Annotated in this window: 36 protein-coding genes; 30 read left to right on the forward strand and 6 right to left on the reverse strand. The window is 60.3% G+C overall.

Annotated elements, in window-relative coordinates; translation table 11 throughout:
• Window positions 1-33: 33 nt before the first annotated feature.
• The gene (locus ACWUI7_RS01675; protein ID WP_496640427.1) at window positions 34-180 is read right to left on the reverse strand and encodes a hypothetical protein; all 147 of its coding nucleotides are present in this window, start codon (window positions 178-180) and stop codon (window positions 34-36) included.
• 469 nt (window positions 181-649) lie between these two features.
• Between ACWUI7_RS01675 and ACWUI7_RS01680 the strand changes: the two genes are divergently transcribed.
• On the forward strand, window positions 650-958 hold the full coding sequence (locus ACWUI7_RS01680; RefSeq protein ID WP_496640428.1) for a toxin-antitoxin system TumE family protein: 309 nt from the start codon (window positions 650-652) through the stop codon (window positions 956-958).
• Window positions 939-1,406: an HVO_A0114 family putative DNA-binding protein gene (locus tag ACWUI7_RS01685; RefSeq protein WP_496640429.1), complete on the forward strand. Its 468-nt coding sequence runs from the start codon at window positions 939-941 to the stop codon at window positions 1,404-1,406. The genes ACWUI7_RS01680 and ACWUI7_RS01685 overlap by 20 nt, the downstream gene beginning before the upstream one ends.
• Window positions 1,407-1,415: 9 nt before the next feature.
• Here ACWUI7_RS01685 and ACWUI7_RS01690 read toward each other — a convergent pair whose 3' ends face one another.
• A complete protein-coding gene (locus tag ACWUI7_RS01690; protein WP_496640430.1) occupies window positions 1,416-1,589 on the reverse strand; it encodes a DUF8053 family protein in 174 nt (57 codons plus the stop codon).
• A 248-nt stretch (window positions 1,590-1,837) separates the two neighbouring features.
• On the opposite strand from ACWUI7_RS01690, the gene ACWUI7_RS01695 reads away from it, so the two are divergent.
• The 4 genes from ACWUI7_RS01695 (at window position 1,838) to ACWUI7_RS01710 (ending at window position 5,135) form a co-directional block, all read left to right on the forward strand.
• Window positions 1,838-3,979 (forward strand): bifunctional metallophosphatase/5'-nucleotidase, encoded by a 2,142-nt coding sequence (locus ACWUI7_RS01695; RefSeq protein WP_496640431.1) that lies wholly within the window; start codon window positions 1,838-1,840, stop codon window positions 3,977-3,979.
• Window positions 3,980-4,036: 57 nt separating this feature from the next.
• A complete protein-coding gene (locus ACWUI7_RS01700; RefSeq protein WP_496640432.1) occupies window positions 4,037-4,303 on the forward strand; it encodes a type II toxin-antitoxin system HicB family antitoxin in 267 nt (88 codons plus the stop codon).
• Between the two features lie 317 nt (window positions 4,304-4,620).
• Window positions 4,621-4,998 carry a DUF7718 family protein gene (locus tag ACWUI7_RS01705; protein ID WP_496640433.1) on the forward strand — a complete coding sequence of 126 codons (378 nt, stop codon included), beginning with the start codon at window positions 4,621-4,623 and terminating at the stop codon, window positions 4,996-4,998.
• Window positions 4,971-5,135, forward strand: a complete 165-nt coding sequence (locus ACWUI7_RS01710) for a hypothetical protein (protein ID WP_496640592.1) — start codon at window positions 4,971-4,973, stop codon at window positions 5,133-5,135. The genes ACWUI7_RS01705 and ACWUI7_RS01710 overlap by 28 nt, the downstream gene beginning before the upstream one ends.
• 113 nt (window positions 5,136-5,248) lie before the next feature.
• Here the strand turns inward: ACWUI7_RS01710 and ACWUI7_RS01715 are convergent, their stop codons facing one another.
• Window positions 5,249-7,300, reverse strand: a complete 2,052-nt coding sequence (locus ACWUI7_RS01715) for a DUF7282 domain-containing protein (RefSeq protein WP_496640434.1) — start codon at window positions 7,298-7,300, stop codon at window positions 5,249-5,251.
• A gap of 630 nt (window positions 7,301-7,930) precedes the next feature.
• Between ACWUI7_RS01715 and ACWUI7_RS01720 the strand changes: the two genes are divergently transcribed.
• From ACWUI7_RS01720 to ACWUI7_RS01800, 17 genes are all read left to right on the forward strand, one after another.
• Window positions 7,931-9,433: a hypothetical protein gene (locus ACWUI7_RS01720; protein ID WP_496640436.1), complete on the forward strand. Its 1,503-nt coding sequence runs from the start codon at window positions 7,931-7,933 to the stop codon at window positions 9,431-9,433.
• Window positions 9,434-9,868: a hypothetical protein gene (locus ACWUI7_RS01725; protein ID WP_496640438.1), complete on the forward strand. Its 435-nt coding sequence runs from the start codon at window positions 9,434-9,436 to the stop codon at window positions 9,866-9,868.
• A 3-nt stretch (window positions 9,869-9,871) separates the two neighbouring features.
• Window positions 9,872-10,234 (forward strand): hypothetical protein, encoded by a 363-nt coding sequence (locus ACWUI7_RS01730; protein ID WP_496640439.1) that lies wholly within the window; start codon window positions 9,872-9,874, stop codon window positions 10,232-10,234.
• A gap of 14 nt (window positions 10,235-10,248) precedes the next feature.
• Window positions 10,249-10,719 (forward strand): hypothetical protein, encoded by a 471-nt coding sequence (locus ACWUI7_RS01735; RefSeq protein WP_496640440.1) that lies wholly within the window; start codon window positions 10,249-10,251, stop codon window positions 10,717-10,719.
• A 7-nt stretch (window positions 10,720-10,726) separates the two neighbouring features.
• Complete coding sequence (locus tag ACWUI7_RS01740; protein WP_496640441.1) at window positions 10,727-11,029, forward strand: hypothetical protein; 303 nt, start codon at window positions 10,727-10,729, stop codon at window positions 11,027-11,029.
• Window positions 11,030-11,065: 36 nt separating this feature from the next.
• On the forward strand, window positions 11,066-11,458 hold the full coding sequence (locus ACWUI7_RS01745) for a hypothetical protein (RefSeq protein ID WP_496640442.1): 393 nt from the start codon (window positions 11,066-11,068) through the stop codon (window positions 11,456-11,458).
• Window positions 11,458-11,790 carry a hypothetical protein gene (locus tag ACWUI7_RS01750; RefSeq protein WP_496640443.1) on the forward strand — a complete coding sequence of 111 codons (333 nt, stop codon included), beginning with the start codon at window positions 11,458-11,460 and terminating at the stop codon, window positions 11,788-11,790. Before ACWUI7_RS01745 ends, ACWUI7_RS01750 begins: the two co-directional genes overlap by 1 nt.
• Before the next feature lies 1 nt (window position 11,791).
• A complete protein-coding gene (locus ACWUI7_RS01755; protein ID WP_496640444.1) occupies window positions 11,792-11,938 on the forward strand; it encodes a hypothetical protein in 147 nt (48 codons plus the stop codon).
• Entirely contained in the window at window positions 11,938-13,635 is a 1,698-nt protein-coding gene (locus ACWUI7_RS01760) for a hypothetical protein (RefSeq protein ID WP_496640445.1), read from the forward strand. The genes ACWUI7_RS01755 and ACWUI7_RS01760 overlap by 1 nt, the downstream gene beginning before the upstream one ends.
• Window positions 13,625-14,359, forward strand: coding sequence for a hypothetical protein (locus tag ACWUI7_RS01765; protein ID WP_496640446.1), 735 nt, complete (start codon window positions 13,625-13,627; stop codon window positions 14,357-14,359). The genes ACWUI7_RS01760 and ACWUI7_RS01765 overlap by 11 nt, the downstream gene beginning before the upstream one ends.
• A 1-nt stretch (window position 14,360) precedes the next feature.
• Entirely contained in the window at window positions 14,361-15,596 is a 1,236-nt protein-coding gene (locus ACWUI7_RS01770; RefSeq protein ID WP_496640447.1) for a hypothetical protein, read from the forward strand.
• Window positions 15,597-15,698: 102 nt separating this feature from the next.
• Window positions 15,699-18,824, forward strand: coding sequence for an autotransporter outer membrane beta-barrel domain-containing protein (locus ACWUI7_RS01775; RefSeq protein WP_496640448.1), 3,126 nt, complete (start codon window positions 15,699-15,701; stop codon window positions 18,822-18,824).
• 7 nt (window positions 18,825-18,831) lie between these two features.
• The gene (locus tag ACWUI7_RS01780; RefSeq protein ID WP_496640449.1) at window positions 18,832-19,101 is read left to right on the forward strand and encodes a hypothetical protein; all 270 of its coding nucleotides are present in this window, start codon (window positions 18,832-18,834) and stop codon (window positions 19,099-19,101) included.
• A 228-nt stretch (window positions 19,102-19,329) separates the two neighbouring features.
• Window positions 19,330-19,905, forward strand: coding sequence for a PadR family transcriptional regulator (locus ACWUI7_RS01785; RefSeq protein WP_496640450.1), 576 nt, complete (start codon window positions 19,330-19,332; stop codon window positions 19,903-19,905).
• A gap of 206 nt (window positions 19,906-20,111) precedes the next feature.
• Window positions 20,112-20,342 carry a hypothetical protein gene (locus ACWUI7_RS01790; RefSeq protein ID WP_496640451.1) on the forward strand — a complete coding sequence of 77 codons (231 nt, stop codon included), beginning with the start codon at window positions 20,112-20,114 and terminating at the stop codon, window positions 20,340-20,342.
• 327 nt (window positions 20,343-20,669) lie between these two features.
• Window positions 20,670-20,864: a hypothetical protein gene (locus tag ACWUI7_RS01795; RefSeq protein ID WP_496640452.1), complete on the forward strand. Its 195-nt coding sequence runs from the start codon at window positions 20,670-20,672 to the stop codon at window positions 20,862-20,864.
• Window positions 20,857-21,150 carry a type II toxin-antitoxin system RelE family toxin gene (locus ACWUI7_RS01800; protein ID WP_496640453.1) on the forward strand — a complete coding sequence of 98 codons (294 nt, stop codon included), beginning with the start codon at window positions 20,857-20,859 and terminating at the stop codon, window positions 21,148-21,150. Before ACWUI7_RS01795 ends, ACWUI7_RS01800 begins: the two co-directional genes overlap by 8 nt.
• Window positions 21,151-21,459: 309 nt before the next feature.
• On the opposite strand, the gene ACWUI7_RS01805 is transcribed toward ACWUI7_RS01800, so the two are convergent.
• Window positions 21,460-21,654, reverse strand: coding sequence for a hypothetical protein (locus ACWUI7_RS01805; protein ID WP_496640454.1), 195 nt, complete (start codon window positions 21,652-21,654; stop codon window positions 21,460-21,462).
• 88 nt (window positions 21,655-21,742) lie between these two features.
• Window positions 21,743-22,057: a hypothetical protein gene (locus ACWUI7_RS01810; protein WP_496640455.1), complete on the reverse strand. Its 315-nt coding sequence runs from the start codon at window positions 22,055-22,057 to the stop codon at window positions 21,743-21,745.
• 184 nt (window positions 22,058-22,241) lie between these two features.
• Here ACWUI7_RS01810 and ACWUI7_RS01815 point away from each other — a divergent pair, with 184 nt between their 5' ends.
• Window positions 22,242-22,478: a helix-turn-helix domain-containing protein gene (locus ACWUI7_RS01815; RefSeq protein ID WP_496640456.1), complete on the forward strand. Its 237-nt coding sequence runs from the start codon at window positions 22,242-22,244 to the stop codon at window positions 22,476-22,478.
• Here the strand turns inward: ACWUI7_RS01815 and ACWUI7_RS01820 are convergent.
• Entirely contained in the window at window positions 22,424-22,669 is a 246-nt protein-coding gene (locus tag ACWUI7_RS01820; RefSeq protein ID WP_496640457.1) for a winged helix-turn-helix transcriptional regulator, read from the reverse strand. The genes ACWUI7_RS01815 and ACWUI7_RS01820 overlap by 55 nt on opposite strands.
• Window positions 22,670-22,937: 268 nt before the next feature.
• On the opposite strand from ACWUI7_RS01820, the gene ACWUI7_RS01825 reads away from it, so the two are divergent.
• From ACWUI7_RS01825 to ACWUI7_RS01850, 6 genes are read left to right on the forward strand one after another with little or no spacing between them, the layout of a single operon-like run.
• A complete protein-coding gene (locus ACWUI7_RS01825; RefSeq protein ID WP_496640458.1) occupies window positions 22,938-23,108 on the forward strand; it encodes a hypothetical protein in 171 nt (56 codons plus the stop codon).
• Window positions 23,105-23,359, forward strand: coding sequence for a hypothetical protein (locus tag ACWUI7_RS01830; protein WP_496640459.1), 255 nt, complete (start codon window positions 23,105-23,107; stop codon window positions 23,357-23,359). The genes ACWUI7_RS01825 and ACWUI7_RS01830 overlap by 4 nt, the downstream gene beginning before the upstream one ends.
• Window positions 23,356-23,493, forward strand: coding sequence for a hypothetical protein (locus ACWUI7_RS01835; protein ID WP_496640460.1), 138 nt, complete (start codon window positions 23,356-23,358; stop codon window positions 23,491-23,493). Before ACWUI7_RS01830 ends, ACWUI7_RS01835 begins: the two co-directional genes overlap by 4 nt.
• Window positions 23,490-23,846: a DUF4326 domain-containing protein gene (locus ACWUI7_RS01840; RefSeq protein ID WP_496640461.1), complete on the forward strand. Its 357-nt coding sequence runs from the start codon at window positions 23,490-23,492 to the stop codon at window positions 23,844-23,846. Before ACWUI7_RS01835 ends, ACWUI7_RS01840 begins: the two co-directional genes overlap by 4 nt.
• Window positions 23,843-24,031: a hypothetical protein gene (locus ACWUI7_RS01845; RefSeq protein ID WP_496640462.1), complete on the forward strand. Its 189-nt coding sequence runs from the start codon at window positions 23,843-23,845 to the stop codon at window positions 24,029-24,031. The genes ACWUI7_RS01840 and ACWUI7_RS01845 overlap by 4 nt, the downstream gene beginning before the upstream one ends.
• The gene (locus ACWUI7_RS01850; RefSeq protein WP_496640463.1) at window positions 24,028-24,165 is read left to right on the forward strand and encodes a hypothetical protein; all 138 of its coding nucleotides are present in this window, start codon (window positions 24,028-24,030) and stop codon (window positions 24,163-24,165) included. The genes ACWUI7_RS01845 and ACWUI7_RS01850 overlap by 4 nt, the downstream gene beginning before the upstream one ends.
• Window positions 24,166-24,170: the final 5 nt, after the last annotated feature.

Genomic DNA, 24,170 nt, shown 5'->3' on the forward strand with positions numbered 1-24,170 from the left:
CTCTCATAGCTCTGCGAGCAAATCAGCCCGATTCTATTCAAGGATGGACACATCGCCGTCGATGCGCTCAATCTTGTTCCGAATCCGACTGGCTACGCGATACCGGTACTCGTCTGATACGTCTGCTTCACCTTTGATGATTTCTCGTTCACGGTCCGTTAGGAGTCCGCGCTCGGCCATGTCCGCGTTTTGCTTCGCTATACACATTACTCTACATGGTCTACTACTACCTCGAGCCGGGCGCTGTTTATTCGACACGCCGGACCTCGAGCGTGCCGTCGTCGTCTTCTCGTGGTCGGCCACGTTCGGCACCCTCGGGTAGGTCTCCCTCCGTACTTCTGAGCTGTACTCCCCGTTTTCGGGAGGTTCACCCACCGGTCGAGCAATTTCTTCGGCGCACCTCCATTCTGGATTCTCGTCGAGCAATTCGAAATAGTCTCAAATGAGCCCGACCGGGCTCTCCGGCGCTCACAGTCCGTGAGACGGTGTTGAATATCGCCGAAATCGTCCAAAGGAAAGGGCGGTGCGATATGCACCAGTGAGAGAAAAGACCCTGACGAGGGGGTAAGACTGCGAATCTGTTTGATGGGGTTTGACCCCAACAATAAGATTTATTTTTGTTGGGGTTGTGTCCCAACATAGGAGAACGATGCCTGCGACGGTCGTGTACCGGGAAGAAGACGAGAAACTGGACGGGAGTCGGTACGAGATGGTCGCGTGGCAGGTCCCGGTGAGCGAGGACTTCCCGCAGGGGCTGAAGTACAGCTTCCAGTACATGGACGCTGACGGCGACACGCTCCTGCGGTACGACAACGCGCCCTACCACCTGGATGTCGGTCGGCATCATCGACACCCACCCGAGGGCGACATCACGAAGCTGGAGTTCACAGGCCTCTCCGACCTGATCGAGGACTTCCAGAACGAGGTGACCGAAATCTATGAGCAACGAACCGACTGACACCGAACCCACGCACGACGAATTCACGCCCGACCCGGACGAGGTCGAGTACCCTTCGACCCTCCGCATCACGTCGCTCCCGGCGGAGCAGGCGCAGGCGGCGGCCATCGAGCGCGCCGAACAGTGGGAGGACGGCGAGGAAGTCCCGCACGTCGTCAACTTCGAAGACCGTGCGCGACTCCGCCAGCTGCTAACCGACCGGCGGATGGAGCTGCTCGAAGCGGTGATGGAGCACCCGCCTGAGAGTATCCGCGCGCTGGCCGACCGCCTCGACCGTGACGTGCACGACGTGCACGACGATCTCCACCTGCTGGCCGAGTACGACATCATCCACTTCGAAGAGGACGGTCGCGCGAAGAAGCCGTACGTCCCCTACGACACGGTCCGGATCGAGGTCGAGTTCGGCCTACCGCGCGGCGAAGGGTCAGAGTCGGCCGCATCGGCCTGAAACGGCCAGTTAGCTGATCGGCTCGAGGCGGACGGCGTCGTCGTCGGTCGTCTCAAACAACAGGTACGTGGCGTCTGGATCGCCGTCTTCATCGACGAGCCCCCACTCTCGGGCCGTCGACTTGGGGATCGTCACGCGGACGCTGCCATTGCCGGTCTGGATCACCTTCCGGATTTGATGCATCGACCCGGCAGACATGTCTATCGCACTTATACTTTCGGTGCTGTGACTCCTGTGAGAGCGTTCTTAGCTTCCATAGCGTACCGCGACCTACCACGGCGTATAGACCTCTCTATCGAAGTGTTATCACCTACATAACACAATTATCAGCGGTTATTACACCCGCTACGGTATGACGAATTGTGCAACAGCACGCACCAGAACAACCAATTTTCAGTCGTATCATACCGGTGCTACTGGCGTTAGTACTCATGACCGCGGCGGTCCCCGCCGGTGCGGCGGGCGTCGCGGCGGGAGAAGACGCAAACGCACTCGATTCAAACGGCCAGCTGGCCGACACCGCCGGCGGGAACGCAACGAATATCACACTCGTCGGGTTCAACGATATCGGTAAGGCGGCGGCCGGTTCTGGCGATGATAAACTCGGCCGGATGATTACGCTCATCAATCGCGAGCGCGCGAATGCCTCCGGTCCCGTCTTCGTGGCCGGTGGTGGTGACGAAGTCAGCCCGCACGCCCTCCGCAACTACGACGGCTTAGAGAACGGCTACGAGCCGCCAGTGACGGCGATGAACCTCATCGACCCTGACGCCGAGGTCGTCCAGAATCACGAACTCGATTACGATGAGGACGCGGGGACGAACGACTTTGCTGTCTTCGAGGCCCTCTCCAACCAGTCGACGTACCCGTGGCTTCTCGCAAACGTCGTTGACGAGGAGACGGGCGAGAACCTCCCTGGAACGCAGAACTACACTATTGTTGAGCGTGGCGGCGTCACAGTCGGCTTCTTCGGTGTAACTGACGAGGCCATCAACTCAAAGACCGACGGCGTCATCGAGCGCAACGGCTACACCGTCCTTGACCCGACCACAGCCGCTCAACAAACCGTCGACACGCTTCGCAACGAGGAGAACGTGGACGTAGTCGTGGCGCTGGCCCCGCTCGGCATTCCAGACTCGAAGGACCTCGCACAGAACGTTGACGGCATCGACGCACTCATCTCAGGCGACGACCAACAGCGCTACTCGCCACAGGCGACGAACGGTGCTCTCATCGGCGAGACGACCGGAACGGCAGACGCCATCATCACGATGGAACTGACCGTCGATAGCGGAAGCGTCACGGACGCTTCTGGGGAACTCGTCAACGTGACGACCGACGTACCGCGTAACAGCTCGTGGAAGACGTATATCGACCCGCTCCGCGAAGAATATCTCAACACAGAGCTCGCGACAGCGGTCATGCCTGAACACGCGGGCGTTGGCTCCGACTACACCGACGACACCGCGACGGGCCATCTCCTCACTGATGGCGTCCGCAACTACACCGACGCCGACGTGGCCATGACGAACGCTGGTGGCATCCGCGACACGCTCTACCCGAGCGACAAATACGCCGCAGGCGAGGAGTTCAATATCACCCGTGGCATGGTGACCTCAACGCTCTCATTCGGCAATCAGATCGTCGTGGTTGAGGTGACTGGCGCGGAACTCCGCGACGTCGTTAAGAGTCAAATTACGCCCCTGGAGATGGACAATCAGTTCGGGACTCAGACGCAACAACAGCTGAGCGGCGTCACCTTCGAGTGGGTACCTCACAGTAACAGTTCATCACCCGACGAGGGTGACGCAACGATTCAGGACCTCACGGTTAACGGCGAACCCGTTAACGACGCGGCGACCTACACGATAGCGACCAACTCCTACATTGCTGATGGCGGTAGCGGCTTCCCGCTCGCCGACAAGCCGCGTGTAGCGGTCCTGAACGAAACGACGATGGCTGACGGCGTTATCAGCTATCTGCAGAATCGCTCGACCATCTCGGCTGCGGAAGTTGACACCGAACTAAACGACCGGATGCGGCGAGTCGACACGACGGTCGACGCCAACGCCGTCGAAGTGACGACCAACGACGGCCAGACGACGGTTACCGTTGACGCGCCCTCGCGTGTGACTGGTGTGGACGGAACCGCTGTCTTCGCTGACCGAAGCGGCGGGTACGTCGAGACGACGGACGTCACCTACGACGGCGCGAGCGACACGATCACAGTCTCGGTGCCAGCGAGCGATCTCGACGACTTAGCAACGCCGGTGACTGCAGCGGATTCGAGTGTTGATCTGTACATCGACTACACCGATAGCGTGTATTCGAGCCAGTACGAGAACTTTGACTCGGCCGTGCTGAACCCCATCACTGCCACCGGTGACTCAGTCTCGACTGAGCGTGCGCTCCAGCGGTTTGATGACGGTGATGGTACGATCGAGCGCAATGAGGCAGTCAGCGCAATTATCGCGTACAACACTGGTAGCACGATCGAGGGTGAGGAAGTCACGCGGACCCAGGTCGTCCAAGCGATCGTCGCTTACAACACCGGCGAACCCATCAACGCGTAACCACCCCTCATCGACACCTCTTCCAGTTTCTTTTCGATAAGTCGCTTAGAAGGCAATATGGCAAGCGCGACTCGCCGGGAAGATGACGGTCCTGACGGGATTGAGTTCATCCGTGAAGACGACGGAACCATGACGGCTCGCGATCTCGAAACAGAACTTGCCCGTGGTGGAGAGACCCGTGCGGAGGCACTCGCACAGCTCACAGAAGTGCTCGCAGTTGAAGCCGGCGACGGCGAGCCTGTCGAGGATCCTACCGAGTTTTTGGGCGAGGTAGGTATCGACCCGAACGGCGACGAGAGGAGCCTTCCGGACTTCCTGCGGTAAATAGTTGGGCAGGCGTTTTCTGGGCAAGAAAATCATCGCTTCACTGGTTGATTTGTGGCGAAGTAGGGTAGGGTAGTTTACGTGTGAAGATTACGCCCCAGTCTCTCTGCCGGTGGTTCGCCTCCGAGATGGCTTCTTTAGGCGTCGATTCAAGCTATATCGACGCATTTGCTGATCGAGTCCCAGATTCGGTCCTAGAAAAACACTATCTGGATTACACTCCCCGTAAGCTCAAGCAAATATACGACGTGGCTGACCTCACTGTTTTTGATAATCCGTAGGCTTATGATTGGTTCTTATAAATTGGTGAACAGGCGATGTCGGACTCCCCTCGAGAGTATGATCGCGAATACGAAACACCAATCTCGAACTGCGCTCGTAAGCGGCTAGGGTACAATCGGACGAGAGACGAACTCACACGCTTTGTCGTCCAGCTAGAGTACAAAATCGATGATGAGTGGCATTCCGTTGTTCGGTATGACCATGACACAGGAGGTGACTTCGGGCATGATGTCAGCGAAGAAGGGGTCCATATCGACATATACCGGTCGGGTGAAAAGCATAGAACAGAGTACGTCGCTCCGCCGATGCCTGCAAAAAGAGCCCTTGACCGCGCCGAAGACCATTTATTCAACAACCTCAAAGGGTTCATACGGAGATTCGAAGAATGGCACGAGATCAAGCGCGACCGATGACCGGTGAGGAGATCGAGACGCTCCGAGAGGATATTGAAGAGGTTCGGGAAGAGGTGCGTGAAGATCTTGCAGCAGATTTCGGCGGTGATCCGGAGGACTACCAGGCTGACAAGCCTGTTCCGGACGGTGGGGAATAGACTCCATCCATTCCTGCGTTTAGTCTGTAAATAGCAGTACTTTCAGTCGAGATAATCACTCTCGACAGCAATGATTTGTGCCTAAAAGACAGGAGTTCAGTCGTGGGTGGATATCAAGCCTCGATCGGTTCACCGGTATTGTAAGCGACAATTGCTTGGACGACCTGGGTCCGCGTGACTTCTTCGCCGCCGATCGTGCTACCGATATTGTACGCGACAATCGCACCAACTGCCTCATCGCGGTCGATCGTGTCATCACCATCACCATCATCATCAAACCGCTGGAGCGCACGCTCAGTTGGGTCTATCGAAGCAGGCTCAACCGTGATCGACGCAGTGTCACTCACGGGTGAACCGTTGACGGTGTACGGCCCGTCAGCTTCACGATCAGACGTGACGAAGTCGTACGTTTCGTCGCCGTTAGTGTCGAAATGCGGCGTCGCAACCAACGTCTGGTTCTTCGTCACGGGTTCGTTGAGCGTGACCCTGATGTTCTCGGAGGTGCCGCTCTCGAGGTACTCCGAGACGCCGACCACACTATCGGCGGCCGTGCCGTTGTCGGGAACGACAGGCGTTGAGCGAATGGCGACGAAACCGCCATTAGAGAGGGTCGCTGAGTCGATGCTTACCGTATTAGAGCCGTTCGGAATCGTCTGGTCATCGAATGTTACCGACGGCTTAGGTTCAGCGGTTAGATTAACCGTATCGCTTGCAACTACCTGTTGACTCGAGAGATTGTAGAGCTGCACAGCAATTGTTATGTCACCTGATAGGCTGCCAGCTGGAATGGTGGTGTTTACTTGACCGGCAATCGGCACCGCATCGTTGAGTGCGATTACAGTTCCGTTGTCAGCGGTGGCGTTTATCAGTCTAATTGCAACGTCGTTACTGTCAATTGTTCCCGTAGCGTTGTGGGCGGTTCCGATGGTAAATGCAGAAGATGGGCTATAGGAGTCGTCAGGCGGGGCACTGACGGAAGCCACTGACTGTGCCTCTTGAGTAGGTCGGTTGGAAAGATCACGGAGCGTAGGATATGACTCAGTCGTCGTCCATTTAGTCTCAAAATCAAGCCCGTCCATGTTTGCTTGTGCAGCTTCACCAGTCATCTGAGCAGTCGTAAGACCGGTTGCGCTCCCTGAAGATGATGACTGGCTAGCTGTCTCTACATCCCAATATGAATCACTTACACTGGTGGCTTGATAACTCTCGCACCCTGATTGGAACGGGCAGGTTCTCAAATCATCGCCTATGACACCGCCAGTGGGGCCATTAAACCTTCCATCGACACGTCCTGCAGCATATGTGTTAACCACTTGGCTACCATTGTAGTTTTCACCAGCTAGCCCTCCAACTTTTCCACCGCTGACGTCGCCGGTTGCATATGACTGATTAATGATTCCAGTATTAAAATTCCCGGCGGTGAGGCCTCCAGCTCGGGCGACAATCCGGCCGTTTTGTTCCTTACCTGTCGCATTTACTGTTGCTTGTGAGAAACTTTGTGTAATGACACCGCCAACATTTTGCCCGGCGAGCCCACCAACGTCGCTCTCGCCAGTGACGGACCCTCTTGTGGATGTCACTTCTACGCTACTGTCCTCAATAGAGCCAATCAGACCACCAGTGTTAGTTCCGCCACTCACCGATCCGTTTGCTGACGCACGACGCACAGTCGTATCTTGTTCAAGATATCCAGCGAGTGCACCTACTGACCTATTCCCAGCAATAGTGACGGAGTCAAGATATACCGACTCAATAGTTGCGCTATCAACTTCTCCAAAAAGCCCGACTTCTTCATTTGAGTTACTGCGATCAATCGTTAACTGCGTAATCTGAAATCCGTTCCCGTCGAGATGGCCGTTAAAATCGCCATCCCCATCGCCAACCGGGTCAAATCCGCTTCCGCCATTCCACTGTGCTGTATCTGACGCGTCAATATCGGTGGTTAACTCGTAGTGGGCGTCCAGATCATCTTCCATAGCCTGTAGTTCTGAGGCGTTTGTGATCTGATATGGATCGTCGGCTGTTCCATTTCCTGCTAGGTTGTTGGCATCAACATTAACCTGTTGCGCGGTGACAGTACTGGCTCCAACGAGGCAAAGACACACTACAGCGATGCCGACCCCGACCGCAACGGTACGTATCCGACTGCGAGATGGGTGACTCATGTCAACTCGCCTCCGCGCTAGGTCTACGATTTATCTGCCCTATCTGATTGTCTTCGTTTTTATTCCACAGTGATTTGTATGACATACTACGACTATCTGCTACTGCTGATTGCATAGTCACCAGTAGAAGATTATTGACTTCAAATAATAGTGTTTGATCCAACATTACCTACGGTTTTACCCATCTTTATGATTAGTCTTCGTACCTAACACGTCAATCCCCTTAAGTGTTAAACACCTTATGAAAGCCCGGTCTACCCGATCTACCCAATCTACCCAAAAATGGGGGTTTAGCGGCTCTGGACACGGCTGCCGAGCTACACCATGATCGGTGTGTCCGCAGCCGGAGGTGTCGCAGTCGCGTGAGCGACGCTATCGGCGAGACTGACGACGGCGAGCAGAACCGTCGCGTAAGTGCCTGGACGTCGATATTTCGGGGCGTCACACTGTGACCGACGCGCCCGATATCGCCGTTTCAGACCGCTTTGCTGAGTATCTCGAGCGCTTTCGCGAGCGATTCCCGTTCGACGAAACGCTCGCACGAAAACACGGGCTGCCCACCGGACACGGGCGTTTTGAGCAAATGAGACAGACACAGACGACATTCGCGACCTTCGGAGGCACCGTACAATGAACGCGCACACGATTGTGGCCGGCCTACTCGCCGCACTCCTAGCGACGTCGGCGGTCGCGCCGGCGGCACTGGCGGTCTCAGACTTCAACGAATCGGCGTCAGCGGCACAGAACCCCTACATATCGGCTGACGTGACGGTCGATAACTTCGACCGGAGCACGATGGAGCCGGGCCAGTACGAAGACGACTCCGGCGAGATCGCGACGCTCCCGGCGACGGTAAACCAGAGTGACGACATCGACGACGTCGGTAGCGGCTCGGTGAATCCGTATCACTTCGTGGCAACTGACATCGACTTCAGCGACGGGTCTGGCTTCCCACACGCTGAAGCAAACGTCAGCGCTGTCGATAACGAGACCCGATGGAGCATCGACGAGAGTTCGACGGCCGGCAGCATGGCCGTGCTCGACTCGACGACCGCGCCGGGCGTCGAAGCGCTCGAGGTCTCGACGAGCTCGCAGACGAGCGGCGACACCGCCGTGACCACGTTCTCGGCCGTCTCGGTCTCCTCCGACGCCGAGAAGCGCTACCTGCAGGCGATGCTCGACGTGAACGCGCTCGACACGGGTGCGACCGTCGAACTGCGGGCCGTCGACAGTGACGGCGACTACGTCGCGACGACGATCAACACGAGCGCGACCGCGTCTGATGACGACGTGATCGCCACGGGAACGGGCGAAGGCTACGTCATCCAAGAGCAGGTCGGCGCGCTGACCGTCGCCGGCAACGGTGACGGCACGATCGCCGAGATCCAGTCGATCGAGATCGCGGTCATGGACGGCGATGCGGACATCCGCGTGTCGGCGCTGAACGCTGACAAGACGAGCGAGTGGAAGCTCGGCGACGAGCGGGTCAACACTGACGACGAAGATGACTTCGAGACCGAGAGCATCTACGACGTCTCGACGCCCGGCCCGATCGGCGTCTACAACCTGGACACGATGGGGCCAGCGTTCGATAACGCCGAGATCAACGGCCTCGAGATCCCGATGGAGTTCCGAGCGAGCGACCTCGAGCAAGACGAGCAGGACGTGAACATCACATTCGCTGAAGCGTCGAGTTACCCGTCCTTCGAGAACCGGATGGAAGCGTACTACCGGCTCGAACTCCCCGGGGCGTACGATTTGAGCTACGCGAACGCGGCGCTCAAACAGGACGTCACGCTGCCGAACTCGCGGTATCAGACGGTTGAAGTCGCCGAAGGCGCGAGCGACACCGACTTCGACGACATCAGTGGCTGGGTCGACGTGCTCGGCTCGGTCAGCTCACAGGGCGACACGGTGACGCTCGACGATACAATCCAGCCGGGCCAGGAGATCGCCTTCCATACGACCGTGCTCGTGACTGACGACGAGAAGAGCGAGCTGCAGCAGCTCGGCGGCGCGGGTCAGTTCGCGGCGTCCGGGGACGGCGGCCTGCTGAGTATGCTGCTGTCGCCACTCGGCGCGCTCGCCGCTGCTGGCGGCGCTCTACTCGCCCGCATCCGGGGGTTGATCTAGATGAGCGCGTCCGGCGGCACGGACTGGATCGACCGGCTCAACGACGTGAGCCGCGTCCAAGACATCGACGGGGCGCTGACTCGGCTGCTGTTTCTGCCGATCGCGGCGTTCTTCGTCCAGGCGGCGAACGCCGTCGAAGCGATCTCAGACGTCGTCATCAGCCCGCTCGGCGCGTTCGCGAACGGACTGACCTCGCTCGTCGGCGCGATTCTCGGAGACGGGGCAGCCGACGTCATCACTGCCGGGGCGCAGGCGACGCAGGCGGACATCTCGATCTTCGGGATCGCGTCGCTGCCGGTGAGCTTCCTGATCGTGCTCGGGACGGCGTTCATCCTAGCGAACTACCTGCAGAACGACGAGACGAGCGACCTGATCCCGTTCAGCTTCACGGACATCCCGTTCATCGGGGTCCAAGAGACTCCCGAGGAGGACTAAGCGATGTCAGCCCGCGAGGACTTCTGGGACAGCGGGCTGCCGTTCATCAGCGACAGTGCTGACCGGCGCGTCGACTGGACTGACGTCGGGCTTCTCGGGCTCGGGACGGTGCTGACGAGCTTCTTCGAGAGCGTGGCGGACCTCGTCGCGACGCTGTGGGACGTGGTCGTCATCGACCGCGTGAACGCCGTCGCCGATGCGTACACGGGCTACGTTCAGGGCACCTTCGTCCAGGCCGTGCTCGGGATCGACACCTCGAGCGCGACCTCGTTCGCCGCCGAGACGGGGCTGCTCGGCTCGGTCGTGTTGCTCGCGGCCGGCGGGTTCCTACTCGCATGGGCTGTCGGGGTGGTTCGCGGTGAGTAGTTCCGAGGGCGGTGGTGGGATCAGTGCCGGCGTCGCCCGGCGCATCGCCCGTGGCGTGGTTCGGAGCATCTTCGGCGGCTCCGACGTCATCTCGACGCTGCGAGACTTCGCGACGAACCCGCTGCGATTCCTTCGCGGGCGCGTTATCCCCCCAGTTTTGGGGGGCGATCTTCGGGTTCGTCTTCGACCTCGCGGCGATCATCTCCCGGCCGTTTCAGGCCGTCATCGGCGCACTCGCGACGCTCTCGGCGTCGCTGACGAACGCCACACAGGCGGTGACGCGGCCGATCGGCGACGCACTCGCACTGTCTGCTAACTTCGTCGTCTCGCTGACGAGCCCACTCGGCCCACTGCAGCCGTTCGCCGTGGGCGCGGTGGCGATTCTCGTCGGATACGGCGTCATCGTCGTCTCGATCCGCCTGGCTCGGGCGCTCGCTGATGCGATCCCGATTCTGAGCGGCGTCGAGACGTTCCTTTACGGGTGATCAACGAATGGACCTGACAGAGATACTGACGCAGCCGGTCGCGGTCGCGACAGCGGTCGGAGCGACGCTGCTACAACTTTTGGGGGTGCTGCCATGGGTCGATCCATTCGTGACCGTTGTGTTCGCGAACATCGGCACCGTCTTTACGGCGCTGTCGATCAGCAGTGCGGCGATTGCACCGGAGCTTGCGTGGCTACCCGAAGGGACGCTCAAGACGCTGACGCTCGTCGCAGCCGGGCTCTACGTGCTCAAGTTGGTGGACAGCCTGATAGACAAGATTCAGCAGCGAATGGACGATGACACGAACTAACGCGGTACGACGGTGGTACAGACGAGGTGAAGCCTCGTGAACATTCTCGGAGCGGTCTCGCTGTGGGGCCTGGGCGTCTTCGTCGGCGTCATCGGCGTCATGGCGCTCGCCTACTGGATCATCGACGAGTGGCGTGACGCAGACGAGCTCGAGGAGGTCGTCGAAGGCGTCGGCGAGCGCTCGGGCTCGGCGATCGTCGTGACGGCGGGCGTCCTGCTGACGATCGGCGACCAGCTGGTGCAACTCGCCGCCGATCTCGTCGGCCTGATCGACGCGCCGGTCGTGATCGGCCACGTCATCGGCGGGGTGCTGGGCTGGCTCGGCCTACAGGGAACGATCACGCCGCGCGAGTTCCTACTCGCGTTCGGCGTCGTGACGGTTGTCGCGCTGATCTGGCGCGCCTCGATCACGCGGGGCCGGGGGCTCTGATGGTCCCGCCCGTCGACGCACTGCCGATCGCCGACATCCGAGCGGTCGGGGGCGTGCTCGCGATCGTGGTCCTGCTCTACTGGACCTACGAACGGCTCGCCGGCCAGGGTGCCGACCCAGTGTTACGCTCGTCGAGCTCGACGGACACCGGCACCGCGTCGGTGCTCGTGTCTGGGTCGATGGCGGTCGCAGCCGTCGCCGGAGTCGCCGGCGCGATGCTGCTGTCGCCGGTCGCGGGCGGCCCGGTAGTCGACGCGACTGAGCCGGTGCTGCTCGGACTCGGCGGGATCGTGCTCGCACACTGGATCGTCGAAAAAGAAGAGCGAGAGTAACATGGCGACATTCATCAAAATCGACGAGACGGCGGGCGTCCTGGTACTCGCAGCCGTGCTTATTGGCGTCTGGTTCATGGCCGCGCCGGAGCACGCGACCGAGACGGTCGTCGGTCTCAAAGAGGCGATCCTGGGGGTGGCTCGGTGATGCACCGCCGGATACTCGCCGGCCTGTTGGTCGCGCTGCTCGTGCTCGCACCAGTGCTGGCGGCACCAGTCGCCGGCCAGAACGCGACAGCCACGGCGACGAACGCGACCGTCGAGACGACCGACGCCGACTACTCGCTTGAGGAGCTGCAGGGCGGCGGCACGACCCAAGAGGGCGCGCCACCGTCGATGCGGTTCCTGGGCCAGTACGGAAGTGCCACCGTCCGGCATGAACCTGTGGGGTTTGGCTCGAGTGACTGGGAGTATCTGACCCGTGACACCCGGGTGCAGCAGGACAAAGTCACTCTGCGGACGATTCGACTCGGCGAGCCAGACGAGCGACTAACGCTGAACGTCGTCGCCTGGCAGCGTGGCACCCGGACGGTTCAGACCGAGAACGGGACCACGACTGAGCCGGTCGCGGAGAACGTGACGGCGACCGTGGTGAACGCGCGACTCGGTCGCGGCTACGACAGCGCCGAGATCCCGATCCCGTCGAGCTTTGGCGAGGATCAGCGCGTGACCATGTGGGTCGACGAGTATCCGGACGCACGCTGGACCTTCCAGCATCGAACGATCGCGACCGCTCGCAGCATCGACATCGACTCGTGGGGCGACTTCCTGAGCACGCTCTTCTGGGAGATCGGCGTCTTTGCACTCCCAGCGATGCTGCTCGGCGGCTCGCTCGGCAAACGACACGCCGACCGGGCGATCGTCGGCCCGCAGTGGGGGCTCGCCAAGTGGGGGATCGCCGTCGCCGTACCGATCGCGCTGCTCGCGAGCTTCTTCGCCTTCCAGGGCGCGGTGCTCGCGACGCGCATCCCGGCCGGGATCGCGCTCGTGTTTGGTGTGCTGAGTTACGCACTCGTGCTCGAGGGCAGCGGCCCGGCCGATCTGCAGAAGTTCCTGTTCAGACGCCAAGATCTCGAGCACGCGACCTCGCCACGCGGCGAGGACACCCACGACTCGCGGTATGTTGATCACGTCGTGAAGACCGGCCTGCGTCGGGAAGCCGATCAAGAGCTCGTCCTGATCCGGAAGGGACTGCCGGCGTTTATTGCCCGGCTGCGAGGCTCGCTGGCGACGCTGGACATCGCGGACATCCAGACGCACAAGAAGGGCAAAGAGTCGCCGTACGAACTCGAGATCGAGCTGGATCCCGAGTGGGACCTGCAGGACGCACTCGTGCACAAGCCGCCCGAGCTCGTGCGACTGCCGCTGACGAGCGACGTCGACGTGCCGGGCGTCGGCCGAACTGAACTCCCGAACCCGGGGGTTGTGCTGCCGGTCGGCGGCGGCGCGGCGGCCGGATGGTTCATCGCCGATGCAATGCTCGGGATCCCCGGCTTCGGCGCGGTCGTCGGCGGCATCGTCGGCCTACCGATGATCTATCGCGTCGAGAACGGTGGTGCCGAGTCCGAGCCCGCGCCGTATCACTTCACGCAGGCTGAAGCGAGTCTCGCGTTCGAGACCGAGCGCTACAGCGACGCGAAGCTGATCGATGACTACCGGGATGTCGCCTGGAAAGAACGCATGAAGACGCCGCTCGACGCGCTGCGAGTCTCGTCTGACTTCGACGAGTCACAGACCCGGCGGCTGATCCACGACGAGCTCGGGAACGACTACGTCAGCGAGGTGCATGGTGCGGCCGCGCCGGACTCGCGAGATACGGAGGTGACAGCCGACGATGACGACTAGACACGCTGATCAGCCGTTCCCGAAGGTCGCGCTCGACGTCCTAGACGATAACCAGGACGCACTACGCGCCGAGCTGATCGACGGCTTCGGCGACCGACGCGACATCGTCGAGTGGTGGCAGCGAGCCGCCGTGATGACGTTCGGAAACATCGAAGGCGAGTGGCCGGCCTCGAGCCTGATCCAAGACCGGACGCTGCTGAACCATCTTGTCGGTCGCGACGACGTCTCGCAGGCCGTCCGACGGAAGCATCGCGAGAACTGGCTTGAACCCGCGTGCAACGATGCGTACAATCATCTGAAGACGGCCGCTGTCGAGCGACTGCCGGAAGATGACGAGGACCCGCTCGCCGAGATCTCGGTGAGCGCTATCGACGACCCGGCGATGCGACCGGCGTTTTCGGTGCTCGACACGCGGCAACACACCTGTTTACGGTCGCTATGGGGTGGGTTCGAGCGCCGAGAACAGCTGTCCAGCTGGCTCGCGACGCTGAACGGCGCGACGTTTGGCGAAATCAACCGCGAGTTCGCCGGGCAGCTCACACGCGACCGAGTGGCCGTGCGATACCTGCTCGAGCGCGAGACGCAGGTCGCGGCCGTGTATCGCGTGAAGCTCGCGATCAAAGAGCTGCTACCGGCGTTCGCGACGGCGGCGAAGCGACTGCAGGGCGGTGAGGCAACGCCACGCGAAGAAGCTGAACCGAGTCCCTTCGAGGACAGAGGTTGATATGAGTTCCAACAGACAACGGACAGACGACTACGGACGCAAGTGGGGGTCGAATAGTAAGCAGACGCATCCAGAGTACCCAGACCCGGATCCGATACCGCGCGGCTGGCATAACAAACACACCGACGCTGAAGAGATGCGTCGGAAGTTCGGGATCAGTCCCTGGGATCCAGACGTCTTCAAGAGCTACGAGAAGCCGTATCCAAACTGTCTCGTCCACGAGCCGCCCGGCGAATCTGAGTGGGGACACGTCGGCGGGACGAACTTCTTGTGTGTCGCCGAGAAGGGGTCTGGAAAGTCGACGTTTGGCCTGAAGTGGTCGAACCGGCTGATGGACGTGAACGATGAGGCGGTCGTCTGGCGTGGCTCGTCGAGCCGGTCAGAGTGGTTGCCGTTCAAACACTGGACGAAGCTGTTGCTGCCGGCGAACGCCGAGATCGCGGCGACGTGGAAGCCGCGAGACATCCGCGTCCAGAACGAAGGCGAGCCGGCCGACCTCGAGGACATCGTTCGCGAAGTCGAATACTACGAGGACCCGGTCGACCTGAACGACCGGCTCGAGCCCGGGAAGTTCCACGTCGTCTACCCGGATCCCTCGTTCTCGGGGTGTGAGCGCGTCATGGCTGAGTCGGACTTCTGCCCGAAGCCGGTGCCGTTCACGCCGCCGAGTGAGGCTGAGGACGCTGCCGATACGACGCCGATCGTGCACTGGTGGTTCGCGTGGATGGTCGCCAAGCTCGAATACGGGCCGTACGACTGGACGTCGCTCATCTTCGACGAGGCGGCTGATCTCGCACCCGATGACGCGAAAGCTGACAGCGACGAGACGTACGAGAAGGTCCAGGCGCTGCGGCGCGTCATGGCAGACAGCCGGAAGTTCAATTTCTCGCTGTTTTTCTTCGCTCACCACGAGGTGAACCTGCACTCGAAGATACGTAGAACCGTTCAGTGGCGTGTATCCCTGGCTGATGGGACCGCAAACCCCTGTCAGTCGAACGGTGATCGTGCGCCGCTCGGCTTTAACAACATCCCAATGAAAAAGGATCAGCTCTCCTCAAGAAACATCGGTCGCGGGCTGTTATGGACTGGACAGCGGTTCACTCGGTTCACATGGGACGATATTCCGGTCGATACGGTCGACGCCGACCGGTGGCTGAAGATCTCGCTCGACGAGGGTCACACGCGTGCGCATAGCTCAGACCAGCAGCAAACTGCCAAGGGGATGGCTAATGATTAGTGTGATCGCGTACGCGAACCCCGCCGGCGTGGGCGCTCGCGCGGCAATCGCGGGCCAGCCCGCGCGTGGGGTTCGCCCGCGACCACCCGGGGGTGAGCGCTCGTGAACCGGCCCGCACGCGGGCTCGCACTCCTGCTCGCGACCCTGCTGCTGCTCGCGCTCGTGGTGCCGTTCGCAGTGGTCGGCGGCGCGGCCGCCGCGCCCGCCGGGATGGCGACGATCCCCGATCAGAACGTCGCCGACGACGTGCCGGCGGGCGAGACGATCCCGCTGTCCGCCTCAGAGCTCGAAGGCGGCGTTATGGCCTCACAACACGCCGACTCACTCGACGTCGTGTTGACGACCGCCGACCACGCTGCGAGCGTGATGGACGCCGACAGTGCGGCCGTCTCGGGCGACGGCATGGCCGTGGTCCTGCGTGATGATGTCAACTCGGCCGGGCGTGAGGTCGCACTCGACGCCGGCCTGCTCCAGCAGGCGCTCGGCTACCGGCCCAAAGCGATCTACGGCACCCACGAGAACGACGAGCAGTGGACGTCGACCGCCGAATACGTCGATGGCTACCTCGTGTTCGACGTGCCGCACTTCTCCAGTAACACGGTGACGTTTTCCGGCAAGGTGACGATCGACGCGACGGGCGCAACGAACGGGACACAGTTTGAGTATGACGTCTCGGGTGGTGGCGACGTTTCTGACGCGTCGCTAACTTTGACAGGTGTGTCCAACACTAAAATCAAAACCCGGTCGGGATCGCTGACTGGTGGATCGGACGATACCGTATCGGTCGATCCCGGTGGTACTCAGCCGATTACTGAGGGGTCAGTCACGCTCTCCGGCTCAGAGTCTCGTAACGGTCAAACCTACTCAAGCGACGAGTACGAGCATGATTTATTTATGAGTGGTCGTGAGTCTGAATTAACCATCGACAATACTGGTGGTCCCTCTGAAATAAGTGGAATTATCATACACAATATGAAGAATGACGGATATAGCGATATATCCGTAGATATTGGCGTTACAAATGGACAGGCAGATGGGTCATACTCAACGGGATATGTGGTTGAGGACTTACAATTAAATACCGGAAACATGAGAAACGCGTACCGAATTGACTTCGGCAAAACAATATCTGTAAGTAATAGTGGAGAAATCACATTTATCTTTCATGTGACTGGTAATGACGGATATTCGCGGGGATCGGTTATGACCGGCGACCGGAACGTGATCAACGGTGGATCATTTGATGGTAGTGTATGGAACCGTCGAGCAGAGGCGGACGTAATCTCATCACCGGGAGACGTAACTGTCAGCACGTCGACTGGCGACTCGACCACGGTAACGTCTCTGGGAGCTGGCTCCGAGGCAAGAGCCATCGATATAACCAAAGATACGTCGAGCGTCGATATAACGACAGCCGGTGGCGGATCCGTCAGTTACGACATTAATTGGCAAGAAACGACGATGACGAGTGATCCCGGCGTGGTACTTTCCAGCGACGACGGGACACAACGCATCAATTACACTGGAACACTCACTGACGGGGAAACGGTCAACCTGAGTGGCGAAGTCGATGAGTCACTTATCGGCGGTCACGTCACGTTGACCGCTGTTGCCGACCCGTCGAACTCCGGCCCAAAGACTCAGTTTGATCTAAATTACTCACATTCCGCACAAAATCAAGTCTCGACAACGTATACAGCCTCAACGTTCGAGGAAAGCTACAATATCTCACACACGTACGCCGACGCGACCGCGACCGCCCAGGTGACGATCCCATTCTCAAGTAGCCGCGTCGTCGGGATCAAGAACGCCGAGTACCGGGTCAACGGTGGCAACTGGCAGACGCTTACCGCTGAGAACTACCGGCTTGAGGATACGACTATGATAGCGTTTCTCGCCGATGCCTATGGTTCAGCACTGCCGAGTGGCATGAAGATTGAGCTTCGGGTGACGGCGCGGAAGATCTCGGTGAATGACGGCGCGGTCACCGTCACCGACCCGACCGCGCCGGGCGAGGAACTCGACACGCAGCTTTATATCGACACTCGGGGACAGGAGTTCAACGTCGACGTTGGGGCAACCGCACAAGGCGACCGTGTCCACTACGCGTACGCCGGCGGCTTCCCGACTGAGGACTACGTCGTCATTCGGGCGGATGGCTCACAGAAGCTCTATCTACCGAACTCGAAGGTCGGCGACACCTTCCGGGTCTCGCATCTCGACACGCGTGTCGTCGCCGAGCGGGGTGACGTCCGGATCGACGTCGTCGAAGCCGGCGAGAACCCCGAACTCGACGTCTCACCCGGTCCCGGCGGCGCTGGTGATCCCGTGACGGTCGAATACTACAACACCGAAACCGGGGTGAAATACCTGCTCAACTCGCTGACGCGCTCGATCGTCGTCGACAGCGATGTCGCCGAGTCGCCTGCGATCTTCGAGGATGACGACAGCGAGGACACCTGGGCGATTCTCACCGACACCGGCCCGAGCGGCACGCGCTCATCAAGCGGGGCGGTCGGTCAGTTTACCGAGCGCGCATCGGGCGCGGTCGGGTCGGTCTCGCTGCCGATCGACGGCTCCGGGCTTGGCCAGTTCGCACTCGTCGGCGTGCTCGGACTCGGTGGCCTGCTCGTGTTGCGACGAATCAACCCGTTCGGTGGCTCAGACTCAGACTCGGCGGCCGTCACCTCGAGCACGTCGACTGGGTCCGCATCCGGGTCGGCTGTGAGCCGGCTGACGGGGCTCGCATCGACTGCTGGCGCGGTTGGGTCACGCGCCGCACAGACCACAGGATCGGGGCTACTCGCCGCGCTGCGACGCCTGCTCGCGTACTTCGGCCAGGTGGCGACCCTGATACTGGGGAACCGCCGGGCGTCGATCACCGCTGGGGTGGTGGCCGCAATCGCCGCTGCGCGGGTTGGGCTCGTCTCACTGCCTGAGGGGACCGGCATCCTGATCGTCGTCGCCGGCGTGCCGGTCGCGACGTGGTTGATTCTCAGACAGAACAACGCCGCCTCAACGCGCGTCTGGCTCGGCTCGACGATCGCCGCCGTGATTCTCGGCTTAGAGTTCGTCGCGCCCGGGACCGTCCAGACGGCGATCGAGCAGCTGACGAGCGAGACCGTCGCGCCGCTGTTGATTCTCGTCGTAGCGGGCGGCCTGTATCTCTGGTACCGCGCTCGCCAGTCGGATCGCCCACAGATCATCATCGGCGGAGACTCCGAGTGACCCGACGATGCTGATCGACCCGATCGCCAGTGGGATCGACGCCGTCGCCGGCCTGCTTGGGGCCAACAGTCTCGAGACCGGGGTGATCGCGACCGGCATCCTGCTCGTCTGGCGGGGCCAGCGCATCCTCGCCTGGCTCGAGGCCGGCCTGAAGACGCTTCGTATCGGGTTTATCGCGGCCGGCGTCGTCGTGCTCGTCGTGTTGCTCGCGATCGGCGCTAACTGGATCTCAATCAGCTCGTTGCCGGTCGTGCCGTCGTTGCCGCTACCGCTGTGAACGACTGAGCCACAGCGATCGGTCGCGGTGTCCCAACGCGCTGCAGGGGAGCTATCAGGTGGTCGAAGTCGAGAGATCGGCCCGCTGGTGAACCTATCGCTCGATAGCCGACGTGGCTGCCTGCGATCCACTGCCAAGTGAATAGTGGCGTCTCAGCTCCTCATCGATAGATCCCTACACCAGATATATGTATATGACCGATGATTTACACCCAAGAGGAGAGTACGCATGAAGAACAGCCGCCTGTTTCCGGTCGCGTTAATGTACGTCGAAGGCACTGGTGTGGAAGGTGCGACCCGGATGCAGAAGCTGGTGTTCATCGCTCAGGAAGAGACTGAACTCCCCGAAGCATTCGAATATGAGGCGGGGCCGTACGGTCCCTATTCGTGGGAACTAGAGCGTGCTCTCGACCAATTAGCCGGGAAGGACGTAGTAGATATCAACCACATCACGAATGAAGTCGGGAACGAAAAGACGGTCTACAGCCTCACCGATGTCGGTATCCGTGTCGGGAAGAAGATGGTTGAATCCGAAGATATCAAACCCTTCCTCGACATCGCGGTCAATATCAAGGACGAATTCGGCGATCGACGGATGAAAGACCTGCTCGATTACGTGTATACCAAATACCCAGGCCTCACTACGGAAACCGAGCTCGACACAGACCGGCTTCATGATCCTGATAGTCGGTCTCAGTTCCTCGAACCCGGGAGCAAGCACGGCGAGACGAAGTTTATTGGGCCTGGACCAAAAGAGGGCCACAATATGCGTTCCTCCGCGAAAGAACTGTTTTCGGTGGAGTGAGCGAGTCTAGCAACTATAGATAACGAATGGTGTTTGGTCGCGATCGGCTGATTCTATACTCTGAAAACGCGACCGAAACACTACGCCATATCGACGATGGGGTCGAGGGATCGATCCGGAATTCTATCGAGGCATTTCAAACGCGGTCGACTGATATCTTCTCCGACGAAGTGAGCGACGACGTTCATCGGATCTGTGGTGAAGATATGAATGCGCTTGCCGTCCACTGTCGTAACTCCGAGGCGAGAACGAACGCGTGTATCGTCCTTGCGGTGTACACGATCGCCAACGAAGCCGATTACATGGCCGATATAGAGATCTATCAAGAGGACGCTGAGAGTTACAAAGAGTCATACTCAGGACTCGACAGCGTCATCTTTGACCGGTGGATCGAGCAAATGGAATATGCAGGCGATAAGATTCTTGTCTCAGACTAGCTCCTTGGCCAAGTGTGAAAAAAGAATCGCTAGACAGCAGTCGGTTGGTGTCGATGAACGCTGGCGTACCTCGCGACGGGCGTCTGCTCGTCTGGCGGGGCCAGCGTATCCTCGCTTGGCTTGAGGCCGGCCTGAAGACGCTTCGTATTGGTTTTATACCGGCCGGCGTCGTCGTGCTCGCCGTGCTGCTCGCGATCGGTGCGGACTGGGTCACTCGACGCACCTATCGATCACGTGCTGAGATGACCGTCCGTGGGCACGATTCACCCTCTTCCCATATACACCTCCGAAGTCTTAAGACTGTCAGCCCTGTACGTCTGCACAGTCATGTCCGCCGACAAGCGCCTCCCAGTAACCGAAGAGACGCGGAAGGAACTCCACGACCTGAAGGAGCCCGGCCAGTCCTATGACGACCTGCTGAAGGAGCTAGCACAGCAGCGCCGGCGACAGGACCTAGAGCAGCGCTTCGAAGAACTGGAGGACGCGGATCGCGACGAGTTAACACCACTCTCAGATGTCTGAGTATGACGTCCTGCTCGCGGATGACGCCCGCGAGTTTCTTGACGTCGCCAACGAGAAGACCGAGCGGGTCTGCAAGGAGAAACTCGGATACTTAGTGGAGAGCCCATATCCAGGGCGTGGTCGTGGGGACAAGGAGAAACTCCCCATCGACGGCCGCCGTGACCGCTACCGGATGCACATCTCTCGGACCTACACGGCTATCTACACGATCTTAGAGGATGAGAGCGAAGTGCGCGTGCTGGAGATCGTCCCCATTGACGACGCGCACAAACGCTATGGCTTCTAACACGAGTCGCTTCGAAAGTCAAGCTCAAACGGTTCGTCTGGAACGGAGGTGAGGAGGACCTCAGACTACTATGGCTGGCATGCGCGTATAGTCGGCCTCTCTCGGCCTGCCTGGCGATGTGGTGAGCGTTTCTTCGTGTGTGAGGGGTTCAAGTCGTTGAGTGATGCTCGGCATCGGTGGCTTCCCGCTGGTGTGCCATGAGATGTCAATATGACCCAATCAAAAAATAGCTATCCGTTCAATTTCACTTCCACCGCGCTTTTGGCCGTCTCTTTTATAATCGGATCCCGTCGGCGGTGGTATGGTACCTCAGCCCTCCGCACAGTGCGTACATATCAGCCGCTCAGGAAGCCCGACGCGGCCACATGCTCGGCACTCGATCAGCCGATCGGGCGTGTCGAGTTCGGCGAGTGCGGCGCGGATGTGTTCGCGGGCCGCCGGTGAGTCGGCGCGGGTGAGTGCTTGGGCGAGCTGCATCCGGGCGCGCTCAGTTGGGGCGGTCATCACGACACCCGTCACAGCGTGGGCCTTCTCGCACCAGCAGCTCGACGCCACAGACTGGACATCGGCTCCCGGGACGCGGGGCGATCATCTACCCGATCACCTCAACACGCGTCGGCGGCACGGGTTCGCCATCGAAGAGGCCCGCGAAGGCTGGCTCTTCGATGCGGTGGCGACGATTCCAGCCGCAGCGGTCGTCGACGAACAGCGCCCAGTCGACGAGCGAGCGGTCGGGGACGGCGACGTAGTGGACACAGCTGTCGTGGTCGGCCGTGAGCACCCAGATCTCGAGTGGGTGCTCGAGGTCGTACAGGTGCGGCCGGCCGTCGGCGTCGATGCCGAGCACGCGAGCACTCGGTGGGATTGCGTCGATACGTTCTTTGGCGGGTGGTGTGTCGATTACCATGGGTTCATCCAGGGAACCCGGCTCGCCTGGTGCAACAGGCGGGCGTTCTTACATCGGCTCCATAACGCCCCGAAGAGTCGGGTTTACCCAATTAATACATGCGGAGCAACGGTCATAAACCTTTTGTTGCGGAACAACGAACAGGCGGGCAATGGGTACAAGTTCGATCGGTCGGGATCCGATAATGGAAGATAACGAGATCATCCAGTTTATGCGGAACGACGAACAGCCAGTGCTGACCGCAAAGGAAATCGCGGCTAACTTCGACGTGACCTCAGCCGCTGTGAACAAACGACTCAACTCGCTCAAAGATGATGGTGTAGTCGTGAAAAAGCGCGTTGGATCTGCAGCTGTCGTCTGGTGGCCTCAAACTGATTTCGACGAAAAGACGCGCTCTTCGCCTGAATCAGTCAACCAGTAAACGACTGCCGCGGCACCGACTTCCTTCTTCTGTATGTACCCTTCGTCGACGAGTTTTGGCAGTCGCTTGTTTACCGCTTGGGGGGTGAGATCGACCCAGTCGGCGATGTCTCTTGAGGTGACTGCAGGGTCTTTGTGCATGCGCACCGCCGCCAACAACTCGTCGTCAGTCACCTCTCGCGGTGCACCCATAGTGTGACCTAATGCTCTTGGCGGGGGGAATTAAGTTTTGATCCGATTAAGAGCCACGCAAAAACGTGTCCACGGAACAACTAAGTAGGATGCCGCCTATGACCCAGATATGGTAGTGACTCTGTCGGTCTCAACGGTCGGAAATGACCCGGCCAGGGATAGAGCCCAGACCGGCAGCACTACCAGAAGCATGTCAACGAATACATCCAGCGGGAATAAAACCCCCGTTACGACCGAACAGTTACGCCGTCGCCGGCGACTTGCGCCGATGGTCGAACGCGACCACGAGCTGCGCTGTGACACCTGTAAGGCACGGTGTACGCGCGGCCCGGACGGCGTCGAGTACGGCCACCGCTACGGCTGTCCTGAACGCTCAGAGTCACTACCAGTGGGTGCCGGAAGCGGGAACTCGTGGTACAACGGTGGTGAGAAGCTGTGAGTCAGCTACTTGTGACCGCGGCCGCCCGACTCGAAGCCGCCTGTGATGCGTACCGAACCGGGTCCGACACCGACGCGCGCGAACAGTTGCAACTCGCTGTCGGAGCGCTCGAGCGTGCAGACCTGTCGGCGACGGCCGGGCTCGTCGTCGAGCTTGCCGGCGTGCGCTCACAGATTCACAAGCGTGAAGCACTCGAGCAACTCGCCGGGCTCTGTGCGAGCTGGGCACACCAGCGTGAGGTGGCCGCATGAGCGTTGACACGACGTACCGCAGCTGGAACGGCCTCTTTGGCCTTCGCAGCGACTGTACCGACTGCGGGCGGTCGAACCCGGCTGAAGCGCCGTGTTGCTGGAAGTGCGGCGGTAGCCTCGAGGTGGACGCATGAGTGAAACACACGTCGGTCACTGTAAAGCCGACAAGACTGACGTCTACGCCGGGCGAGCGACTGGCGGCCGAAGCATGAACGACACGTCGATCAGAGTCCGCGGGTGGCTCGGAAACCCCTACACGCTTACTGCGTACAGCCGGGCGGAGTCCATCGACCGGTTCCGTGATGATTTTGAAGCGCGGCTACGCGGCGATGAAGACTTCCGCGAAGCGATCCGCGAACTCGCAGCGAAAACCCTCGGGTGTTGGTGTCAGCGTCTTGTTGAAGACGGGCCGGCCTGTCACGCTGAAGTGATCGCAGAGTGGGCCGACAGACTCGTCGACACGAATCCACCAGAGGTGGACGCATGAGCGTCGAGCCCGCCCGCGAGTTCAACGCCGATCTCGTCGCTGCGGCCGAGCTACTCGTCGCTGAACACGGCGTCGACGATGCAATCGACGAGCTCGTCACACGTCGCCAGCAGGGTGACGGCACAGACCGCGCGACCGAAGCGCTCGCGTGGATCAAACGCTTTGAGCGAGGTGTCGAGTCGTGAGCCAGACCGCGAGTGGCGACCGGCTTGATGAGCCAACACGGAAACGAAAGCTGCAAGAGCTCGCACACAGTAGCCGGGCGACTGCGCCCGTGTATGCCGAACTGTTCCGCCGCGAGTACGGGGAAGAACCATGAGTGCG

It is taken from the genome of Halorubrum orientale, assembly GCF_059623105.1.

Bases quoted from the DNA above. Each gene is read 5' to 3' on its own strand.
- ACWUI7_RS01675 (WP_496640427.1), bottom strand. From the start codon at position 180: ATGGCCGAGCGCGGACTCCTAACGGACCGTGAACGAGAAATCATCAAA.
- ACWUI7_RS01680 (WP_496640428.1), top strand. From the start codon at position 650: ATGCCTGCGACGGTCGTGTACCGGGAAGAAGACGAGAAACTGGACGGG.
- ACWUI7_RS01685 (WP_496640429.1), top strand. From the start codon at position 939: ATGAGCAACGAACCGACTGACACCGAACCCACGCACGACGAATTCACG.
- ACWUI7_RS01690 (WP_496640430.1), bottom strand. From the start codon at position 1,589: ATGCATCAAATCCGGAAGGTGATCCAGACCGGCAATGGCAGCGTCCGC.
- ACWUI7_RS01695 (WP_496640431.1), top strand. From the start codon at position 1,838: ATGACCGCGGCGGTCCCCGCCGGTGCGGCGGGCGTCGCGGCGGGAGAA.
- ACWUI7_RS01700 (WP_496640432.1), top strand. From the start codon at position 4,037: ATGGCAAGCGCGACTCGCCGGGAAGATGACGGTCCTGACGGGATTGAG.
- ACWUI7_RS01705 (WP_496640433.1), top strand. From the start codon at position 4,621: ATGTCGGACTCCCCTCGAGAGTATGATCGCGAATACGAAACACCAATC.
- ACWUI7_RS01710 (WP_496640592.1), top strand. From the start codon at position 4,971: ATGGCACGAGATCAAGCGCGACCGATGACCGGTGAGGAGATCGAGACG.
- ACWUI7_RS01715 (WP_496640434.1), bottom strand. From the start codon at position 7,300: ATGAGTCACCCATCTCGCAGTCGGATACGTACCGTTGCGGTCGGGGTC.
- ACWUI7_RS01720 (WP_496640436.1), top strand. From the start codon at position 7,931: ATGAACGCGCACACGATTGTGGCCGGCCTACTCGCCGCACTCCTAGCG.
- ACWUI7_RS01725 (WP_496640438.1), top strand. From the start codon at position 9,434: ATGAGCGCGTCCGGCGGCACGGACTGGATCGACCGGCTCAACGACGTG.
- ACWUI7_RS01730 (WP_496640439.1), top strand. From the start codon at position 9,872: ATGTCAGCCCGCGAGGACTTCTGGGACAGCGGGCTGCCGTTCATCAGC.
- ACWUI7_RS01740 (WP_496640441.1), top strand. From the start codon at position 10,727: ATGGACCTGACAGAGATACTGACGCAGCCGGTCGCGGTCGCGACAGCG.
- ACWUI7_RS01750 (WP_496640443.1), top strand. From the start codon at position 11,458: ATGGTCCCGCCCGTCGACGCACTGCCGATCGCCGACATCCGAGCGGTC.
- ACWUI7_RS01755 (WP_496640444.1), top strand. From the start codon at position 11,792: ATGGCGACATTCATCAAAATCGACGAGACGGCGGGCGTCCTGGTACTC.
- ACWUI7_RS01760 (WP_496640445.1), top strand. From the start codon at position 11,938: ATGCACCGCCGGATACTCGCCGGCCTGTTGGTCGCGCTGCTCGTGCTC.
- ACWUI7_RS01765 (WP_496640446.1), top strand. From the start codon at position 13,625: ATGACGACTAGACACGCTGATCAGCCGTTCCCGAAGGTCGCGCTCGAC.
- ACWUI7_RS01770 (WP_496640447.1), top strand. From the start codon at position 14,361: ATGAGTTCCAACAGACAACGGACAGACGACTACGGACGCAAGTGGGGG.
- ACWUI7_RS01780 (WP_496640449.1), top strand. From the start codon at position 18,832: ATGCTGATCGACCCGATCGCCAGTGGGATCGACGCCGTCGCCGGCCTG.
- ACWUI7_RS01785 (WP_496640450.1), top strand. From the start codon at position 19,330: ATGAAGAACAGCCGCCTGTTTCCGGTCGCGTTAATGTACGTCGAAGGC.
- ACWUI7_RS01790 (WP_496640451.1), top strand. From the start codon at position 20,112: ATGAATGCGCTTGCCGTCCACTGTCGTAACTCCGAGGCGAGAACGAAC.
- ACWUI7_RS01795 (WP_496640452.1), top strand. From the start codon at position 20,670: ATGTCCGCCGACAAGCGCCTCCCAGTAACCGAAGAGACGCGGAAGGAA.
- ACWUI7_RS01800 (WP_496640453.1), top strand. From the start codon at position 20,857: ATGTCTGAGTATGACGTCCTGCTCGCGGATGACGCCCGCGAGTTTCTT.
- ACWUI7_RS01805 (WP_496640454.1), bottom strand. From the start codon at position 21,654: ATGACCGCCCCAACTGAGCGCGCCCGGATGCAGCTCGCCCAAGCACTC.
- ACWUI7_RS01810 (WP_496640455.1), bottom strand. From the start codon at position 22,057: ATGGTAATCGACACACCACCCGCCAAAGAACGTATCGACGCAATCCCA.
- ACWUI7_RS01815 (WP_496640456.1), top strand. From the start codon at position 22,242: ATGGAAGATAACGAGATCATCCAGTTTATGCGGAACGACGAACAGCCA.
- ACWUI7_RS01820 (WP_496640457.1), bottom strand. From the start codon at position 22,669: ATGGGTGCACCGCGAGAGGTGACTGACGACGAGTTGTTGGCGGCGGTG.
- ACWUI7_RS01825 (WP_496640458.1), top strand. From the start codon at position 22,938: ATGGTCGAACGCGACCACGAGCTGCGCTGTGACACCTGTAAGGCACGG.
- ACWUI7_RS01835 (WP_496640460.1), top strand. From the start codon at position 23,356: ATGAGCGTTGACACGACGTACCGCAGCTGGAACGGCCTCTTTGGCCTT.
- ACWUI7_RS01840 (WP_496640461.1), top strand. From the start codon at position 23,490: ATGAGTGAAACACACGTCGGTCACTGTAAAGCCGACAAGACTGACGTC.
- ACWUI7_RS01845 (WP_496640462.1), top strand. From the start codon at position 23,843: ATGAGCGTCGAGCCCGCCCGCGAGTTCAACGCCGATCTCGTCGCTGCG.